Origin of the sequence: Kitasatospora sp. LaBMicrA B282 (assembly GCF_050325825.1) — a bacterium.
Lineage (GTDB): Bacteria > Actinomycetota > Actinomycetes > Streptomycetales > Streptomycetaceae > Kitasatospora.
Window position 1 is genome coordinate 1 of sequence record NZ_JBNQTI010000072.1, and the last position, 19,036, is coordinate 19,036.

Below are 19,036 nucleotides of genomic sequence, written 5' to 3' on the forward strand. Positions count from 1 at the left end.
GGTGCCGGCCGCCGGCGCGCCGGCGGGCGCGGGCCGGGGCGGGCTGACCCCGGCCGAGCAGCGGGTGGTCGGGCTGGTCGCCGACGGCCGTACCAACGTCGAGATCGCCGCCGAACTCGGCGTCACCCGGCGGGCGGTGGAGAAGCACCTGACGCATTCCTACCGGAAGCTCGGGATCACCGGACGGGCCGCCCTGCGCGGCGCGCTGGAGAGCGGCGGAATCCCCTTCGGCACCCCGCTGACCGTACCGAACCACACCATTTGACGGCGCATCACCGAACCTTTTTGACAGCTGACGGCGTGTAGTCCACACCACAGGGGGCCGCGTTGACGATCACTGTCGGCGATCCATAGGCTCAAGCCGCAGCACATTCGAACTCGGCTCTGCGGGCCGACGAATTCGGTCGGGATTCAACTCCCTTCTCCCTTCAGCCAAGAATCGAAGCGCGGCCCCGTCCGGCCGCTGCGGAGGATGGTCGTCATGACCCGGAACACCGCGACCCAGCATGCTCGCGTGGTCCCTGCGCACCACGTCCCCCAGGACCTCACCGTCCCGCGGGACTCCATCGACACCGAGGACCCCACCGACACCCGGAATCCCACCGACACGCGGAACCTCCCCGACACCCACTCGGCCACGCCGGCCGCGGCCGAGGCGCCGTGGATGGCGGAGGGCCACGGCACCAGACGCTCCGACATCTTCAGGTCGGTCTTCGAGCAGTCCGGCCTCTGCATGGCGAGCCTGGACCGCGACTTCCGGGTGAGCGAGGCCAACTCCGGTTTCTTCGCCCAGTTCGGCCGCAGCGCCGCGGACACCTGCGGACGCGGCTTCCAGGAGTTCCTGCACCCCGGCATCCAGAGCCGGGTGAAGCGGCAGTTCGACGGCCTGGCCGACGGGCACCGTTCCCGGTTCGTCAGCCACATCGTCGGCATGCGCCCCAGCGAGGCCGTCTTCCCGGCCGAGCTGACCGTGATCGCCGTGCACGGCGCCGACGGGCGGATCGACTCGGCCGTCGCCCTGGTGAAGCCGGACCAGGCGGAGGACGGCGGCGACGCCCCCGTGCTGGCCGGGCAGAAGGTGCTCACCGCACTGGACGCCAAGATCCTGGAGGGGGTGGCCTCGGGCGTCTCCACCGTCGACATGGCCACCAAGCTCTACCTGAGCCGGCAGGGCGTGGAGTACCACGTGAGCTCGATGCTGCGCCGGCTCAAGGCGCCCAACCGGGCCGCGCTGGTCTCCCGGGCCTACTCCATGGGCCTGCTGAGCGTGGGGAGTTGGCCGCCCCGGGTGCTGCCGGAGTGCGTGCGCTGAGCGCTGCGGTGTGAGGTGCGCTGTGGTGTGAGGTGCACTGCGGCGTGAGGTTCGATCAGCTGGGGGTCGCCGGACACGGCGGCCCCCGGCTGTCGTGCGCCCGGACACCGTGCCGACGGATCCCCGGTGACGGTGACCGGGGGCGACCCGGTCACCGCCGCCGCGGCCGTTCAGTCCAGGTCCGCGAGCCAGTCCCGGACCGCGCCGGCAGTGGTGCCGGCGTGCCGCTCCATCATGGTGAAGTGCGTGCCGGGCACGTCCACCACCCGCTCGGTGCCCAGCCAACTGGCCTGCCAGTCCCCGGCCGCCGCCGACTCACCGTCCGACGTCCCACCGTCGGACGTCCCACCGGCCAGCGGCTCACTGGCCCGCACCAGCAGGGTCGGCACATCGATCGGCGTGGGCTTCCAGGTGCCGGTCAGCCGGATGTACCAGCCCATCGCCGACATCCGGGCCGCGTCCATCGCGACCAGCGCCTCGCGCTCGTACATGCCGTCCAGCAGCGGATCCTCGAAGCGGAGCAGCGACTCGGCGCCCGGCAGGTAGCTGTCCAGCAGCACCACACCGGCCGGCGGGCTGCCCAGGGTCTCCAGGTGGGCCGCGGTGGCGTGGGCCAGCATGCCCCCCGCGGAGGAACCGAGCAGCACCACCGGACCGCCGTCGGCGTAGCGCAGCGCCGTCTCCGCCTGCAGCCGGACCAGCGCCTCCAGGGTCTCCGGCAGGCTCTCGCCCCGGACGAAGCCGGGCGCCGGCAGCGCGGCCACCTCGCGCTCGCCGCGGAACGGGGCCGCGAAGTGCGCGTACTGGTGCACCCCCGCCAGCGCCACGATGGAGGCGAAGCAGAGCAGCGCGGGGCGCCGCTCGCCACGGGCCAGCCGCACCGGGACGGGCGGGGCGGCCAGCTCGCTCGGCAGCTCGAACCTGGGGCGCAGCGCGGCCGCCGCGATCAGCAGGTCCACCCCTTCCTTGCCCTTGCCGGCCTTGAAGGCCTCCCGGAAGAGCGCCCCGAGAGTGTCCTGGGGATCCACTGACGATACATCAGCAGCGGTCGACGGAATATCTGTTGGCGATTCGGCCAGCCGGTCGGCCAGTTCCTCGGCCAGGTCGGCGGGCGTGGGGCGGTCGAAGACCACGGTGGCGGCCAGCCGCAGGCCGGTGGTCGCGGCCAGCGCGTTGCGGAACTCCACCGCAGTGAGCGAGTCGAAGCCGGACTCCAGGAAGCCGCGGTCCGGCTCGATCAGCTCGGGGCCCGGGTGGCCGAGCGCGGCGGCGGCGTGCGCCCGGATCAGGTCCAGCAGCGCGGAACGGCGCTGCTCACCGTCCAACGTGGCCAGCCGGCGCCGGAGTTCGGCGGGGTCGACGGTGCGGTTCGCCGTCGCCCGGCGGGTTCCGGGCCGGACCAGGCCGCGCAGCAGGGCCGGCAGCTCGGCCTGGCCGCGCAGGGCGGCGAGGTCGAAGCGGGCCGGCACCAGCACCGGGCCGCCCTGGGCGAGGGCCGCGTCGAACAGGGCCAGGCCCCGGGCCGCGTCCAGCGGCAGCAGGCCGGAGCGGTTCACCCGGCGCAGGTCGGTCTCGCCGAGCGTGCCGGCCATCCCGCCGTGCTGCTCCCAAAGGCCCCAGGCCAGCGAGAGCGCGGGCCGGCCCTGGGCCCGCAGGTGCTGGGCGAAGGCGTCCAGGTAGGCGTTGGCGGCCGCGTAGTTGGCCTGGCCGGCGCCGCCGGAGATGCCCGAGAGGGAGGAGAACAGCACGAAGGCGGAGAGCTGCTGATCAGCCGTCAACTCATGGAGCAGTTCGGCCGCGTCGGCCTTGGGGCGGAAGACCCGGTCCAGCCGCTCGGGCGTCAGGGCCTCGACGACCCCGTCGTCCAGCACCCCGGCGACGTGCACGATGCCGGTCAGCGGGTGCGCGGCGGGGATCCCGCCGAGCACCCGGGCCAGCGCCTCCCGGTCGCCCGCGTCGCAGGCCGCGGCGGTGACCTCGGCACCCAACTCGGTCAGCTCCGCCACCAGTTCGGGCGCGATCCCGCTGCGGCCGAGCAGCAGCAGGTGCCGCACCCCGTGCGCGCTGACCAGGTGGCGGGCCGTCAGCGAGCCGAGGCCGCCACCCGCGCCGGTCACCAGCACGGTGCCGACCGGGTCGAAGACGACGGGCGTGGCCTCGGCCTCGGGCACGGCCGGCACCCGGGCCAGCCGGGGCGCGAGCACCCGTCCGTCGCGGAGCGCCAGTTGGGGCTCGCCGGTGCCGAGGGCGGTGGGCAGGGTGGCCCGGGCCTGCCGGTCCAGGTCGACCAGCACGAAGCGTCCCGGGTGCTCGGACTGGGCCGAGCGGACCAGGCCCCAGGCCGCCGCGCCGCCCAGGTCGGCGACGTCCCCGCCGTCGACCGCGACCGCGCCCTCGGTGACCACCACCAGTCGGGCCGCGGCGAAGGCCGGCTCGGCCAACCAGGCCTGGACCAGCTCCAGCGCCCGCCCGGCGACGGCCCGCGCCCGGCCGGGAGCCAGCGGGACGGCCACCGTCTCCGGCAGTCGCAGCCCCAGCTGCACGGCCCCGGCCAGGTCGGCCAGGTCGGCGTAGACCTCGGCGTCGATCCCGGCCCCGGCGAGCGCGGTGCCCAGGCCGAGCTCGTCCTGGCCGACCACCGCCCAGCGGCCGGGCGAAACGGCGGCGGCCGGCTCGACCGGGACCCAGGCCGGTGCGTAGAGCGGCAGGTGTGGTGCGGCGGCCGTGGCGTGGGCAGCGGCCCGCACCGGGCGCAGCACCAGCGAGGCCACCGCGCCGACCTCGCGCCCGGCCGGGTCGGCCAGCGCGAGCGCCACCTCGTCCGGGCCGACCACCGACAGGCGCACCCGCAGCGCGGTCGCGCCGGTGGCGGCCAGCCGGTAGCCGCTCCAGCTGAACGGCAGCAGGTTGGCGGTCGGCTCGGCCCGTTCGGCCCGGCCCACCTCGCTGACCACCACGGTCTGCAGGGCGGCGTCCAACAGCGCCGGGTGCAGCCCGAACCAGGCCGCCTCGGCGCGCTGCGCCTCCGGCAGCTCGACCTCGGCGAACAGCTCGGCGCCGCGCCGCCAGAGCGCGCCGACGCCCTGGAAGGCGGGGCCGTAGGCCAGTCCGCGCTCGGCGTAGTCCGGGTAGAAGGCGGCGACGTCCAGCTCCTCGGCACCGGCCGGCGGCCAGGCGGCCTCGGCCCAGCCGCCCTCGACACCGGCACCCTCGGCACCGGCAGCGCGGGCGGCGGGGGCGAGCAGGCCGCTCGCGTGCCGGGTCCACTCGTGCTCGTCCGCACCGTCCTGCGGGCGGGAAGCGTCCTGCGGGCGGGAGTGGATGGCGACGGTCCGGGCGCCGGTCCCGTCCGGGGCGCCGACCACCACCTGCACCTGCACCGCGCCGCGCCCCGGCAGCACCAGCGGTGCGGCCAGGGTGAGTTCGGCCACCTGCTCGCAGCCGACCTGGTCGCCGGCCCGCATCGCCATCTCCAGGAAGGCGGTGCCGGGCAGCACGGCGACACCCTGCAGCACGTGGTCGGCCAGCCAGGGGTGGGTGCGCAGCGACAGCTGTCCGGTGAGCAGCAGCCCGTCGCCCTCGGCGAGGGCGACCACCGAGCCCAGCAGCGGGTGCCCGCCGGCGGCCACACCGAGCGCGGCCGGGTCGCCGAGCCGGCTCGGGGTGGCCAGCCAGTAGCGGCGGCGCTGGAAGGCGTAGGTCGGCAGGGCGACCGGCGGCTGGGCGGGCCCGCCCAGGTAGGCCGTCCAGTCCACCGGGACGCCGCGCACGTGCAGCTCGGCCAGCGCGGCGCACGCGGTGGCGACCTCGGGGCGGTCACGACGCAGCAGCGCGGCCAGCGCCGGCCGGTCGGCGGCCCGCTCGGGCAGTTGCTCGGCGGCCAGCGCGGTGAGCACGCCGTCCGGGCCGAGCTCCAGCAGGGCGGTGGCCCCGCGGTCGAGCAGGGTGCGCACACCGTCGGCGAACCGGACGCCCGCGCGCACCTGGCGCACCCAGTACTCGGGGTCGCTCCACTCGCTCGTCACCGGTGCGCCCGTCACGGTGGAGACGGCGGCGAGCGTCGGTGCGCCGAAGGAGAGCTGCGAGACCACGGCGCGGAACTCGTCCAGCATCGGGTCCATCAGCGGCGAGTGGAAGGCGTGACTGACAGTGAGCCGCTTGGTCTTGCGGCCCAGCTGCTCGACGTGGGCGGCGATCGCCAGCGCGGCGGCCTCCTCACCGGAGACCACGGTGGCGGTCGGCCCGTTGACCGCGGCGATCGAGACGCCCTCGGTGAGCAGCGGCAGCACCTCCGCCTCGGAGGCCTGCAGCGCGATCATCGCGCCACCGGCCGGCAGCTGCTGCATCAGGCGACCACGGGCCACCACCAGGGCGCAGGCGTCCTCGAGCGAGAACACCCCGGCCACCTGCGCCGCCGCGATCTCACCGATCGAGTGACCGAGCAGCAGGTCCGGGGTGACACCCCAGGACTCCAAGAGGCGGAACAGCGCCACCTCCAGCGCGAAGAGCGCCGGCTGGGCGAACTCGGTGCGGTGCAGCCGCTCGTCGTCGCCGAACACCAGCTCGCGCAGGTCGACGTCGAGCGCCAAGGCAGCACAGACCGCGTCGAAAGCGTCCGCGAACACCGGGAACGCGTCGTACAGTTCACGCCCCATCCCCGAACGCTGCGCCCCCTGCCCGGTGAAGAGGAAGGCCGTACGAACGGTCGCCCCGACCGTCCCGGTGACCAGGGCCGGGTCCCGGTCGTCGGCGGCGAGCGCGGCCAGGGCGGTGCCGGAGCCGCCCAGCAGCACCGCGCGGTGCTCCAGCGCGGCGCGGCCCGCCAGGGTGCGGGCGACGGCGACCGGGTCGCTGCCGGGCACGGCGGCCAGGTGGTCGCGCAGCCGGGCCGCCTGGGCGGGCAACGCCTCGCGGGTGCGGGCCGACAGCAGCCAGGGGACGGCCGGCGGGGCGGGGCGCTCCGCGGCCGCCGCGGGAGCGGGGGCGGGCACCGGGGCGGACTCCAGGATCACGTGCGCGTTGGTGCCGCTGACCCCGAAGGAGGAGACGCCGGCCCGGCGCGGCTCCGCGGCCGCCGGCCACGGCTGCGCCTCGGTCAGCAGCTCGACCGCGCCGGCCGACCAGTCCACGTGCGGGGTGGGTGCGTCCACGTGCAGGGTGCGCGGCAGCAGCCCGTGCTGGAGCGCGAGCACCATCTTGATCAGGCCGGCCACACCGGCGGCCGCCTGGCTGTGGCCCAGGTTGGACTTCACCGAGCCGAGCCGCAGCGGCCGGTCGGCCGGTCGGCCCTGGCCGTAGGTGGCCAGGATCGCCTGCGCCTCGATCGGGTCGCCGAGCGCGGTGCCGGTGCCGTGCGCCTCCACCGCGTCGACCTGGTCCGCCGTCAGCTGCGCACCGGCCAGCGCGGCCCGGATCACCCGGCGCTGCGCCGGGCCGCTGGGTGCGGTCAGGCCGTTGGAGGCGCCGTCCTGGTTCACCGCGCTGCCGCGCACCACCGCGAGCACCCGGTGGCCGAGCCGCTCGGCGTCGCTGAGCCGCTCCAGCAACAGCAGGCCGGCGCCCTCGGACCAGCCGGTCCCGTCGGCGGCCGCGGCGAACGGCTTGCACCGCCCGTCCTGGGCCAGCCCGCGCTGCCGGCTGAACTCGGTGAAGGTCCCGGGCGCCGCCATCACCGCGACGCCGCCGGCCAGCGCGAAGTCGCACTCCCCGCTGCGCAGCGCCTGAGCGGCCAGGTGGACCGCGACCAGCGAGGAGGAGCAGGCGGTGTCCACGGTCAGCGCCGGGCCCTGCAGGCCCAGCGTGTAGGCGATCCGCCCGCTCAGCACCGAGGGCGCCTTGCCGGTCAGCAGGTGCCCCTCGACGCCCTCCGCCCCAGCCGCGCCGAACGCGGCGTAGCCCTGGTAGGCGGCCCCGACGAAGACCCCGCCGCTGCGCCCGCGCACCGACAGCGGGTCGATCCCGGCCCGCTCCAGCGCCTCCCAGGAGAGTTCGAGCAGCACCCGCTGCTGCGGGTCCATCGCCAGCGCCTCGCGCGGCGCGATCCCGAAGAAGGCTGCGTCGAAGCCGGCCGCGTCGTCGACGAAGCCGCCTTCACGGACGTAGCTGGTGCCCTGCCGCTCCGGGTCCGGGTCGTACAGCGCCTCCAGGTCCCAGCCGCGGTCCTCGGGGAACGGCGCGATCGCGTCCCGCCCCGCGGCCAGCAACTCCCACAGCTGCTCGGGACTGCTCACCGAGCCGGGGTAGCGGCAGCTCATCGCCACCACGGCGACCGGCTCCCGGTGCTTGGCCTCGACCTCGCTCAGGCGCTGCCTGGTGCGGGTCAGGTCGGTGGTCACACGGTTGAGGAACTCGCGGAGCTTGGTCTCGCTCACCTAGGTCTTCTCCCGAGAGGCCCGGCTGTCAGGCCGGGGAGATGGGGGTGCCCCCGTCCGGAGGGCGGGGCAGGGGTCCGTGGATCGGTGCCGCGGCGCGGCCGGGCGATCGTCGGGGCTGTGACGGAGACCGTTGCTCGGAACACCCGGTCCGCCGGGTCGGCGGACCGGGTGGCCGCCCCTTGAGCGGGGCGGAGGTCAACTTCCGGAGAGGCCGAGGTCGTTCTCGATGTAGGCGAAGAGTTCGTCGTCGGACGAGCCGACGATCCGCTCCTCGGAGGCGTCGGCCAGCTGGGCCGGCTCGCCCAGGCTGTCGAGCAGCTCGCGCAGTCGGGCGGCCAGGTCGGCCTTGGACTGCTCGTCGGTCGCCGCGGCGGGGAGCAGGGCGCCCAGGCGGTCCAGTTCGGCGAGCAGGCGGGGGGCCTGGGCCGGCAGGGCGGCGCCGGGCCCGGCGGCCTGCCCGGGGTCGGGCAGCAGCTCGGTCAGCAGGTGCTCGGCGAGCGCGGCCGGGGTGGGGTGGTCGAAGACCAGCACCGCGGGCAGTCGCAGGCCGGTGGCGGCGCCGAGCCGGTTGCGCAGCTCGACCGCGGTCAGCGAGTCGAAGCCCAGTTCCTTGAAGGCCTTGGCCGGGGCGATGGCGGTCGCGTCGGCGTGGCCGAGCACGGTCGCCACGTGCCGGGTGACCACCTCCAGCAGCGCGGGCTGCCGCTCGGCGGCGGCGAGCCGGGCGAGCTGGTCGCGCAGGGTGCTGCCGGCCGTGCCGGACTCGCCGGCGTGCTGGGCGCTGGCCCGCTGCCGGCGGGTCGGGCGGCCGGCCAGGGTGCGCAGCAGGTGCGGGACCGGGCCGGTGCGGGCCTGGGTGCGCAGCGCGGGCAGGTCGATCGGGGTGGGCACGACGTGCGCCCCGTCGGCGGCCAGCGCCGCGTCGAACAGGGCCAGGCCCTGCTCGCTGCCGATCGCACCCAGCCCGGCCCGGGCGATCCGGCGCACGTCCGCCTCGCCCAGGTCGCCGGTCAGTGCGCTGCGCTGCTCCCACAGGCCCCAGGCCAGCGAGCTGCCGGGCAGGCCGGCCGCGCGGCGCTGCTGGGCCAGGGCGTCCAGGAAGGTGTTGGCGGCGGCGTAGTTGCCCTGCCCGGCGCCGCCGAAGGTGGCGGCGGCCGAGGAGAAGAGCACGAAAGCGGCCAGGTCCTGCTCGCGGGTCAGCTCGTGCAGGTGCCAGGCGGCGTCGGCCTTGGGGCGCAGCACGGTGTCCAGCCGCTCGGGGGTGAGCGAGGCCACCGTGCCGTCGTCCAGCACACCGGCGGCGTGCACCACGACGGTAAGCGGGTGGGCGGCCGGGACCGCGGCCAGCAGGTCGGCCAGCGCGGCACGGTCGGCGGCGTCGCAGGCGGCGACGGTCACCTCGGCGCCCAGCTCGGCCAGTTCGGCCGTCAGCTCGGCGGCGCCGGGGGCCTGGGCGCCCTGCCGGCTGGTCAGCAGCAGGTGCCGGATGCCGTGCCGGGTGACCAGGTGGCGGGCCAGCAGGCTGCCGAGCACCCCGGTGCCGCCGGTGATCAGCGCGGTGCCGTCGGGGTCCGGGGCGGCCGGGACGGTGAGCACCACCTTGCCGGTGTGCCGGGCCTGGCTGACGTAGCGGAAGGCGTCGGGGCCGCGCCGCACGTCGAAGACGGTGACCGGCAGCGGGTGGCAGACGCCCTGCTCGAAGAGCGCGAGCAGCTCGGCCAGCATCTGCTGGATCCGCTCGGGGCTGGCCTCGACCATGTCGAAGGCGCGGTAGGCGACGCCGGGGTGGTCGGCGGCCACCCGGGCGGGGTCGCGCTTGTCGGTCTTGCCCATCTCCAGGAAGCGCCCGCCGTTCGGCTGCAGCCGCAGCGAGGCGTCGACGAACTCGCGGGCCAGCGAGTTGAGCACCACGTCCATGCCGGGCCCGTCGGCCGCCTTGAGGAAGGCCGGCTCGAAGTCGAGGGTCCGGGAGGAGGCGATGTGGTCCTCGTCCAGGCCGAGTTCGCGCAGGGCCGGCCACTTGCCCTCGCTCGCGGTGCCGAACACCTCGGCGCCCAGGTGCCGGGCCAGCTGGACGGCCGCCATGCCGACGCCGCCCGCCGCGGAGTGCACCAGCACCCGCTCGCCGGGCCGCAGGTCGGCCAGGTCCACCAGGGCGTAGTAGGCGGTCAGGAAGACCACGCAGACCGAGGCGGCCTCGGCGAAGGTCCAGCCGGCGGGCATCCGGGCGATCGTGCGGTGGTCGGTGACCACCAGCGGGCCGAAGGCGCCGGAGAACATGCCGAACACCCGGTCGCCGGGCGTGAAGCCGGTGACGCCCGCGCCCACCTCGACCACCACGCCGGCGCCCTCGGCGCCGACCGTGCGCTGGTCGGGGACCATGCCCAGAGCGAGCACCACGTCGCGGAAGTTGAGGCCGGCCGCCCGGATGGCGATCCGCACCTGGCCGGGGCCGAGCGGGGCGCCGGCCTCGGGGCTGGGCAGGAAGGCCAGGTTCTCCAGGGTGCCGGTCTGCTCGATGTCCAGCCGCCAGGGGCCCTCGGTGGGCAGCGCCACAGGGGCGGGGGTGCGGGCCAGTCGGGCCGCGTGCAGGCGGCCCGCCCGGTGGGCGAGTTGGGGTTCGTCGGTGGCGACGGCCCGGGCGAGCAGGGTGGCTTCGAGGTCGGCGGGGTCGGTGTCGCAGTCCAGCAGCAGGAAGCGGCCTGGGTGTTCGGACTGGGCGGAGCGGACCAGGCCCCAGCAGGCGGCGTCGGCCAGGTCGGCGATCGCCTCCTCGGGGTGGACCGGCACGGCCCGGTGGGTGGCGAGGACCAGCCGGGAGGCCTCGAACCGCTCGTCGGCCAGCCAGGCCTGGAGCAGGGCCAGCACCCGGTGGGTGGCGGCGCGGACCCGCTCGGCCGGGTCGGCCGTGGTCGGCAGGTCACCGAACGGTCCCTGGACCAGGACGAGTTCGGGGACCTGGTCGAGCGCGGTCAGCTCCTCGACACCGGTGATCCGGGCCAGGGCGGGGGCGGTGGCGAGGTCGGCGGCGGCGGTCTCGGCGGCGGCGGCTTCGGCCAGTTGCTCCCAGTCGACCTGGAAGAGTGCGTCCGTGGTGGCCCGGTCGGGCGCCGTCAGCTGGCCGGCGGCCAGCGGGCGGAGCAGCAGCGAGTCGACCGTGGCGACCGGGGTGCCGGCCGGGTCGCTGACCCGGACCGTGACGGCGGCCGCACCGGCCGGGGTCAGCCGGACCCGCAGCGCGCTCGCGCCGGCGGCGTGCAGGCGGATCCCGGTCCAGGAGAACGGCAGCCAGCCGGCGCCGGGGGTCTCGGCCTGGCCGGTGCCCTCCGTGGCCTCGGGGGCCGGGCGCAGGAACATCGTCTGCAGGGCGGCGTCCAGCAGGGCGGGGTGCAGGCCGAAGCGCTCGGCGTGCTCCTGCTGCTGGGCGGGCAGCTCGACCTCGGCGAACAGCTCCTCGCCGCGCCGCCAGGCGCTGCGCAGGCCCTGGAAGGCCGGACCGTAGACGAATCCGGTGTCGGCCAGCCGCTCGTACAGGCCCTCGACCGGCAGCGGCTCGGCGCCGACCGGCGGCCAGGCCGGCTCCGGCTCGCCCGGGAGCGCGTCCGCGGCGTCCGGGGCCAGCAGGCCGCCGGCGTGCCGGGTCCACGGCTGGTCCTCGGGGGCGCCCTCCGGGCGGCCGTGCAGGCTCAGGGTCCGGGCGCCCTGCTCGTCCGGGCCGCCGACCAGCAGCTGGACGTGCACCGCGCCGTGCGCCGGGAGCACCAGCGGGGCGGCCAGGGTGAGTTCCTCGACCCGGTCGCAGCCGACCTGGTCGGCCGCCCGCACCGCCAGCTCCAGCAGCGCCGCGCCGGGCACCAGCAGCGAGCCGTGCACCGAGTGCTCGGCCAGCCAGCCGTGCGTCTGGGCGGAGAGCCGGGCGGTGAAGAGGAAGCCGTCGGTCTCCGGCAGCGGGACGGCGGCGCCGAGCAGCGGGTGTTCGGGCGAGGTGAGGCCGACCGCGCTGACGTCGCCGGGGATCGCGGTGAGCGCCTCCAGCCAGTAGCGCTCGCGCTGGAAGGCGTAGGTGGGCAGGTCGACGTGCCGTGCGCCGGCGGGGAAGGGCCAGGCGACCGGGACCCCGGCCACGTGGAGTTCGGCGGCGGAGGTGCGGAAGCGGGTCAGGGTGCCCTCGTCGCGGCGCAGCGTGCCGGTCACCAGGGCCTCGGGGGCAGTCTCCTGGAGCGGCAGGGTGAGCACCGGGTGCGGGCTGAGCTCCAGGAAGGTGCTGTGGCCGTCCTCGAGCAGCAGCCGTACGGTGGCTTCGAGTTCGACGGTCTGGCGCAGGTTGCGGTACCAGTAGGCGGCGTCCAGCTGCGCGGTGTCGATCGGCTCGGCGGTGACGGTGGAGTAGAACGGGACGGTCGAGCTGCGCGGGGTGATCGGGGCCAGCACGTCGAGGAGTTCGGCCTCGAGCTGTTCGACGTGGGCGGAGTGCGAGGCGTAGTCCACCGGAATCCGGCGGGCCCGGACGTCCTCAGCGACGCAGGTCGCCAGCAGCTCGTCGAGCGCGTCGTTGTCGCCCGAGACCACCAGCAAGCCGGGGCCGTTGACAGCGGCCACCGAGAGACGACCGTCCCAGTCGGCGATTCGCTCGGCCGGCAGCGCGGTGGAGACCATGCCACCCAGGCCGGCGATCGCCCGGATCGCCTTACTGCGCAGCGCCACCACCCGGGCGCCGTCCGCCAGCGACAGCGCACCCGCGACCACCGCGGCGGCGATCTCGCCCTGGCTGTGGCCGAGCACCGCCCCCGGCTGCACGCCGACCGAACGCCACAGCTCGGCCAGCGACACCATCACCGCCCAGAGCACGGGCTGCACCACGTCCACCCGCTCCAGCGCGGCGGCGTCGTTCAGCACCTGGACCGGGTCCCAGTCCACGAAGGGCGCCAGCGCAGCGGCGCACTGCTCCATCCGGTCCCGGAACTCCGGCGCGGAGTCCAGCAGTTCGCGGGCCATCCCGACCCACTGCGAGCCCTGACCGGGGAAGACGAAGACCACCCGGTCGCGGTCGCCCGCGGCCACCCCGCGCACCACGCCCGGTGCGGGCTCGCCCGCCGCCAGCGCGGCCAGCGCGGCGCCGCGGTCGGCGGCGAGCAGCACCGCGCGGTGCTCGAACTGCGCGCGTCCGGTGGCCAGGGTGCGGCCGATACCGGCCGGGTCCAGCGCCGGGTGCTCGCTCAGGTGGGCCAGCAGGCGGGCGGCCTGGGCCTGCAGGGCCGGCTCGTCCTTGCCGGAGAGCAGCCAGGGGTGCGGGCCGTCGCCGGCGGGTCCGGCGGGGGCCGGGGCCGGGCGGCCCTCCAGGATCACGTGCGCGTTGGTGCCGCTGATGCCGAAGGAGGAGACGCCGGAGCGCGGCGGCTCGCCGGTCCGCGGCCAGGGCCGGGCCTCGGCCAGCACCTCGACGGCGCCGGCGGTCCAGTCGACGTGCGGCGAGGGGGTGTCCACGTGCAGCGACTTGGGCAGCAGGCCCGCGCGCATCGCCAGCACCATCTTGATCACCCCGGCGACGCCGGCGGCGGCCTGGGTGTGGCCGACGTTGGACTTGATCGAGCCGAGCCAGAGCGGCTGCTGCCCGGCGGCCCGGGACCGGCCGTAGGTGGCGAGCAGCGCCTGGGCCTCGATCGGGTCGCCCAGCGTGGTGCCGGTGCCGTGCGCCTCCACCGCGTCGACCTGGTCGGCGCTCAGCCGGGCGTTGGCCAGCGCGGCCCGGATCACCCGCTGCTGCGAGGGCCCGTTCGGCGCGGTCAGTCCGTTGGAGGCGCCGTCCTGGTTGACCGCGCTGCCGCGCACCACGGCGAGCACCGGGTGGCCCAGCCGCTCGGCGTCGGCCAGCCGCTCGACCAGCAGCATGCCCACGCCCTCGGCGAAGCTGGTGCCGTCGGCGGCGCCGGCGAACGGCTTGCACCGCCCGTCCGGGGCCAGTCCGCGCTGCCGGCTGAACTCCACGAAGAGGCCGGGGGTGGACATCACGGTCACGCCGCCGGCCAGCGCCAGGTCGCACTCGCCCGAACGCAGCGACTGCGCGGCCAGGTGCAGCGCGACCAGCGAGGAGGAGCAGGCCGTGTCCACGGTGACCGCCGGGCCCTCCAGGCCGAGCGTGTAGGAGATCCGGCCGGACATCACGCTGGCCGAGTTGCCGGTGCCCAGGTAGCCCTCGGTGCCCTGCGGGGCGGCCAGCGGGCGGGAGCCGTAGTCCTGGTAGTTGGTGCCGGCGAAGACGCCGGTCCGGCTGCCGCGCAGGCCCAGCGGGTCGACGCCGGCCCGCTCGACGGCCTCCCAGGAGGTCTCCAGCAGCAGCCGCTGCTGCGGGTCCATGGCCAGCGCCTCGCGCGGCGAGATGCCGAAGAAGGCCGGGTCGAAGGCGCTGGCGTCGGTGAGGAAGCCGCCCTCGCGGGTGTAGAAGGTGCCGGCCTTGTCGGGGTCGGCGTCGTAGCCGCCCTCGACGTCCCAGCCGCGGTCGGTCGGGAAGCCGGAGATCGCGTCGGTGCCGTCGGCCAGCAGCCGCCACAGCTCCTCGGGCGTGCTGACGCCACCCGGGAAGCGGCAGGCCATCGCAACGATGGCGACGGGTTCGTCCGGGGCGACCGTGACCACGGAGGGGAGGGTCTCGGCGACCGCGCCGCTGCCGGCCAGCTCGGCGCAGAGCTGCTCGGCCAGCGCGTTCGGGGTCGGGTAGTCGAAGACCAGGGTGGCGGGCAGTTGCAGGCCGGTGGCGCGGCTCAGGCCGTTGCGCAGGTCGACGGCGGTCAGCGAGTCGAAGCCCAGCTCGCGGAAGCTGCGGGCGGCCTCCACCGCGTCCGGGCCGGTGTGGCCGAGCACCCCGGCAACGTAGGTGCGCACCAGCTGCAGGGCGGCGCGCTGCCGGTCGGCGGGGCTCAGGCCGGCCAGCTTGCCGGCCAGCGAGTCGGTTTCGGCGGCGGCGTGACCGCGGCCGGTGCCGGCGGCCGCGGCGGCCAGGCTCTGCCGGGCCTCCGGCAGGTCGCGCAGCACCGGGCGGGTGCGGGTGGAGGTGAACGCCGGGGCGAACAGCTCCCAGTCGATGTCGATCAGCGCCAGGTAGCTGTCGTCCTGGTCGAGGGCCTGCTGGAGGCCGGCGACGGCGAGCGCGGGCGGCATCACCGCCACGCCGTGCCGGCTCAGCCGGTCGCCGATCCGGCCCTCGGCCATGCCGCCGTCGGCCCACGGGCCCCAGGCGATCGAGGTGGCGCGCTGCCCGCGGGCCCGGCGCTGCTGGGCGAGCACGTCCAGGAAGGCGTTGCCGGGCGCGTAGTTGCCGTGGCCGGTGCCGCCGAGGGTGCCGGCGGTGGAGGAGAAGAGGACGAAGGCGTCCAGGTCCAGGTCGGCGGTCAGCTCGTCCAGGTGGACGGCCGAGTCGACCTTGGCCCGCAGCACCCGGTCGATCTGGTCGACCGTCAGCGACTCGACCAGGCTGTCGTCCAGCACGGCCGCGGTGTGCACCACGGCGGTCAGCGGCTGCTCGGCGGGCACGGTGGCGAGCAGCTCGGCCAGCGCGGCGCGGTCGGAGACGTCGCAGGCGGCGATGGTCACCGCGGCGCCGAGCGCGCCGAGTTCCGCGCGCAGCTCGGCGGCGCCGGGGGCCTCGGGTCCGCGGCGGCTGGTCAGCAGCAGGTGCTCGGCGCCGCCCTTGGCCAGCCAGCGGGCCACGTGGGCGCCGAGCGCGCCGGTGCCGCCGGTGACCAGCACGGTGCCGCGCGGGCGCCAGGCCGGGGCCGCGGTGGCCAGCGGTGCGCGCTCCAGGCGGCGGCCGAGGATGCCGGTGGCGCGCAGCGCGACCTGGTCCTCCTCGTCCAGCCCGGCGAGCACGGCGGCCAGCCGGACCCCGGCCCGCTCGTCCAGCACCTCCGGGAGGTCGACCAACCCGCCCCAGCGCTCGGGCAGTTCCAAGGCGGCGATCCGGGCGAACCCCCAGACCATGGCCTGCTTGGCGCGCTGGGCCGGCTCGCCGCGCCCGGTGCCGACCGCGCCGCGGGTGGCGAACCAGAGCGGTGCGCCGATCCCGGCGTCGGCCAGCGCCTGGGTCAGCGCAACCGAACCGGCCAGGCCGCGCGGCACCGCGGCGTACCCGGGGTGCGGGCGCTCGTCGAGCGCGAGCAGCGACAGGACGCCGGTGAAGTGGTGCTCCTGAAGCTCCGTCAACTCGGCGGCGAGTGCGGCGCGGTCGAGGTTCTCGACCGAGAGCGGGACGATCTCGGCGCGCTGCCGGGCGAGCGCGGCCAGGGTGTCGGCGACCGGCGGGGCCTCGGCGAGTGCCGCCGGGACCACCACCAGCCAGCGGCCGGTCAGCGTCGCCGCAGCCGGGTCGGCGAGCGGGCGCCAGCCGATCCGGTAGCGCCAGTCGGCGACGGTGGCGCCGTCCCGGTGCTCCTGGTGCCAGGAGGCCAGGGCCGGCAGCAGCAGGTCGAGCGAGGCGCGCTGCTCGGCGTCCGCCACGGCCAGGGTGCGGGCCAGCGTGTCGCCGTCGGCGGCCTCGACGGCGGCCCAGAAGCCGGCGTCCGCCGGGCCGGCGCCGCGCCGCTCGACCGCGGCGGCCGGGGCCGGCTCGGGCCAGAAGCGGCGGCGCTGGAAGGCGTAGCCGGGCAGCTCGGCGCGCGGACCGGTGGGCAGCCGCCAGTCGACCGCGACGCCGGCCGCGTGCAGCTCGGCGAGCGAGGCGAGGAAGCGGGCCGGGCCGCCCTCGTCACGTCGCAGCGTGCCGACGGCGAGGGGGGCGCTCTCCTGGAGTGCGGCGGTCAGCACCGGGTGCGGGCTGACCTCGACCAGGGTGGTGTGGCCGTCGGCGAGCAACGCCCGGGTGGTGGCTTCGAGTTCGACGGTGTGGCGCAGGTTGCGGTACCAGTAGGCGGCGTCCAGCTGCGCGGTGTCGATCGACTCGCCGGTCACCGTGGAGTAGAACGGGACGGTCGAGCTGCGCGGGGTGATCGGCGCCAGCACGTCCAGGAGTTCGGCCTCCAGCTGCTCGACGTGAGCGGAGTGCGAGGCGTAGTCCACCGGGATCCGGCGAGCGCGCACGCCCTCGGCCTCGCAAGCGGCCAACAGCTCGTCCAGCGCTGTGGTGTCACCCGAGACCACGGTGACCGCCGGACCGTTGACGGCGGCGATGGACAGACCCGCCCACGACGCGATCCGCTCGCGCACCCGGGCCTGACCCATCGCCACCGAGACCATGCCACCACGCCCGGCGATCGCCCGGATCGCCTTGCTGCGCAAGGCCACCACCCGGGCGCCGTCCTCGAGCGACAGCGCACCGGCCACCACCGCAGCCGCGATCTCACCCTGGCTGTGCCCGATCACCGCAGCCGGCTGCACACCGTGCGCCCGCCACACCTCGGCCAGCGAGACCATCACCGCCCAGAGAGCGGGCTGCACCACATCCACCCGCTCCAACGCGGCAGCATCGCCCAGCACCTCCAGCAGCGACCAGTCCACGAACGGCGCCAACGCCCCCGCACACTCCGCCATCCGCGCCGCGAACTCCGGGGAGGCAGCCAGCAGTTCACCGGCCATCCCGACCCACTGCGCCCCCTGCCCCGGGAAGACGAAGGCGACCGTGCCGGCTTCGCCCGCCGCCACGCCCTGGGCGAGGTCGGGCAGTTGCTCCCCCGCGGCGAGCGCGCCGAGCCGGGCCAGCGCGCCGGCGCGGTCGGCGGCGAGCAGCACCGCCCGGTGCTCCAGCGCGGCCCGGCCGGTGGTCAGGGTGCGGGCGACGTCCAGCAGCGGCAGGTCGGGGTGGGCGTCGAGGTGGGCGCGGAGCCGGGCGGCCTGGGCCCGCAGCGCTTCGGCGGTGCGACCGGAGAGCGGCAGCGGGACCGGCCCCGCGACGGCAGCCGCCGGCCCGGTCGCCGCCTCGACGTCCGAGGCGTCCGGAGCTTCCGGGGCTGGCGGAGCCTCCAGAATGGTGTGCGCGTTGGTGCCGCTCATGCCGAAGGAGGAGACGGCGGCCCGGCGCGGTTCGCCGGTCTGCGGCCAGTCGATGGTCTCGGTGAGCGGCGCGACCTCGCCCGCGCTCCAGTCGATGTGCGGCGAGGGCTCGTCCATGTGCAGGATCTTGGGCAGCCGGCCGTGGCGCATCGCCTCGACCATCTTGATCACCCCGGCCACGCCGGCGGCGGCCTGGGTGTGGCCGAGGTTGGACTTGACCGCGCCGAGCCAGAGCGGCGCGCCGCCGGCCCGGTGCCGGCCGTAGGTGGCGAGCAGCGCCTGCGCCTCGATCGGGTCGCCCAGCGTGGTGCCGGTGCCGTGCGCCTCCACCGCGTCGACCTGGTCGGCCGTCAGCCGGGCGTTGGCCAGCGCGGCCCGGATCACCCGCTGCTGCGAGGGCCCGTTCGGCGCGGTCAGCCCGTTGCTGGCACCGTCCTGGTTGATCGCGCTGCCGCGCACCAGGGCCAGCACCGGGTGCCCGTTGCGCCGCGCGTCGGCCAGCCGCTCCAGCAGCAGGACGCCGACGCCCTCGCCCCAGCCGGTGCCGTCGGCCGCCGCGGCGAACGGCTTGCAGCGGCCGTCGGCGGCCAGGCCGCGCTGCCGGCTGAACTGGACGAAGGCCGCCGGGGTGGACATCACGGTGACGCCGCCGGCCAGCGCCAGGTCGCACTCGCCGTTGCGCAGCGACTGCACCGCCAGGTGCAGCGCCACCAGCGAGGAGGAGCAGGCGGTGTCGATGGTGACCGCCGGGCCCTCCAGGCCCAGGGTGTAGGAGATCCGTCCGGAGACCACGCTGGCCGCGTTGCCGGTGCCCTCGTGGCCCTCCAGGGTGGCCGGCGAGCCGAGCAGCAGCATCGAGTAGTCCTGCCCGTTGGTACCGGCGAAGACGCCGGTCCGGCTGCCGCGCAGGGTGGCCGGGTCGATGCCCGCCCGTTCGAAGGCCTCCCAGGAGGTCTCCAGCAGCAGCCGCTGCTGCGGGTCCATCGCCACCGCCTCGCGCGGCGAGATGCCGAAGAAGTCGGCGTCGAAGCGGTCGGCGCCGGCCAGGAAGCCGCCGGCCCGGGTGTAGCTGGTGCCGGACTGCGCCGCGTCCGCGCTGTACAGCCCGTCCAGGTCCCAGCCCCGGTCGACCGGGAAGTCCCCGACCGCGTCCACGCCGTCCGCGACCAGTCGCCACAGCTCCTCGGGGCTGCTCACCCCGCCGGGGAACCGGCAGCTCATGGCGGTGATCGCGATCGGCTCCAGGTTGGCCGACTCGACCTCCAGCAGGCGTTCACGGGTCTGGTGCAGATCCGCCGTGACGCGCTTGAGGTAGTCGAGGAGCTTCTCCTCGTTGATGTTGGTGTCACCCATGGGACTGGTCAGGGCTCCT

Annotated in this window: 3 protein-coding genes and 1 pseudogene; 2 read left to right on the forward strand and 2 right to left on the reverse strand. The window is 76.2% G+C overall.

The features are described from left to right. A partial coding sequence (locus ACQRUO_RS20850; RefSeq protein WP_428317506.1) for a response regulator transcription factor occupies positions 1-265 on the forward strand: 265 nt, incomplete at its 5' end. 216 nt (positions 266-481) lie between these two features. Further along, positions 482-1,312 carry a PAS domain-containing protein gene (locus ACQRUO_RS20855; RefSeq protein WP_428317507.1) on the forward strand — a complete coding sequence of 277 codons (831 nt, stop codon included), beginning with the start codon at positions 482-484 and terminating at the stop codon, positions 1,310-1,312. A 170-nt stretch (positions 1,313-1,482) separates the two neighbouring features. On the opposite strand, the pseudogene ACQRUO_RS20860 reads toward ACQRUO_RS20855, so the two are convergent. Beyond that, positions 1,483-7,644: pseudogene (locus ACQRUO_RS20860) on the reverse strand (type I polyketide synthase); the annotation flags it as partial. 237 nt (positions 7,645-7,881) lie between these two features. Further along, a complete protein-coding gene (locus tag ACQRUO_RS20865) occupies positions 7,882-19,017 on the reverse strand; it encodes a type I polyketide synthase (RefSeq protein ID WP_428317508.1) in 11,136 nt (3,711 codons plus the stop codon). Positions 19,018-19,036 lie beyond the last annotated feature (19 nt).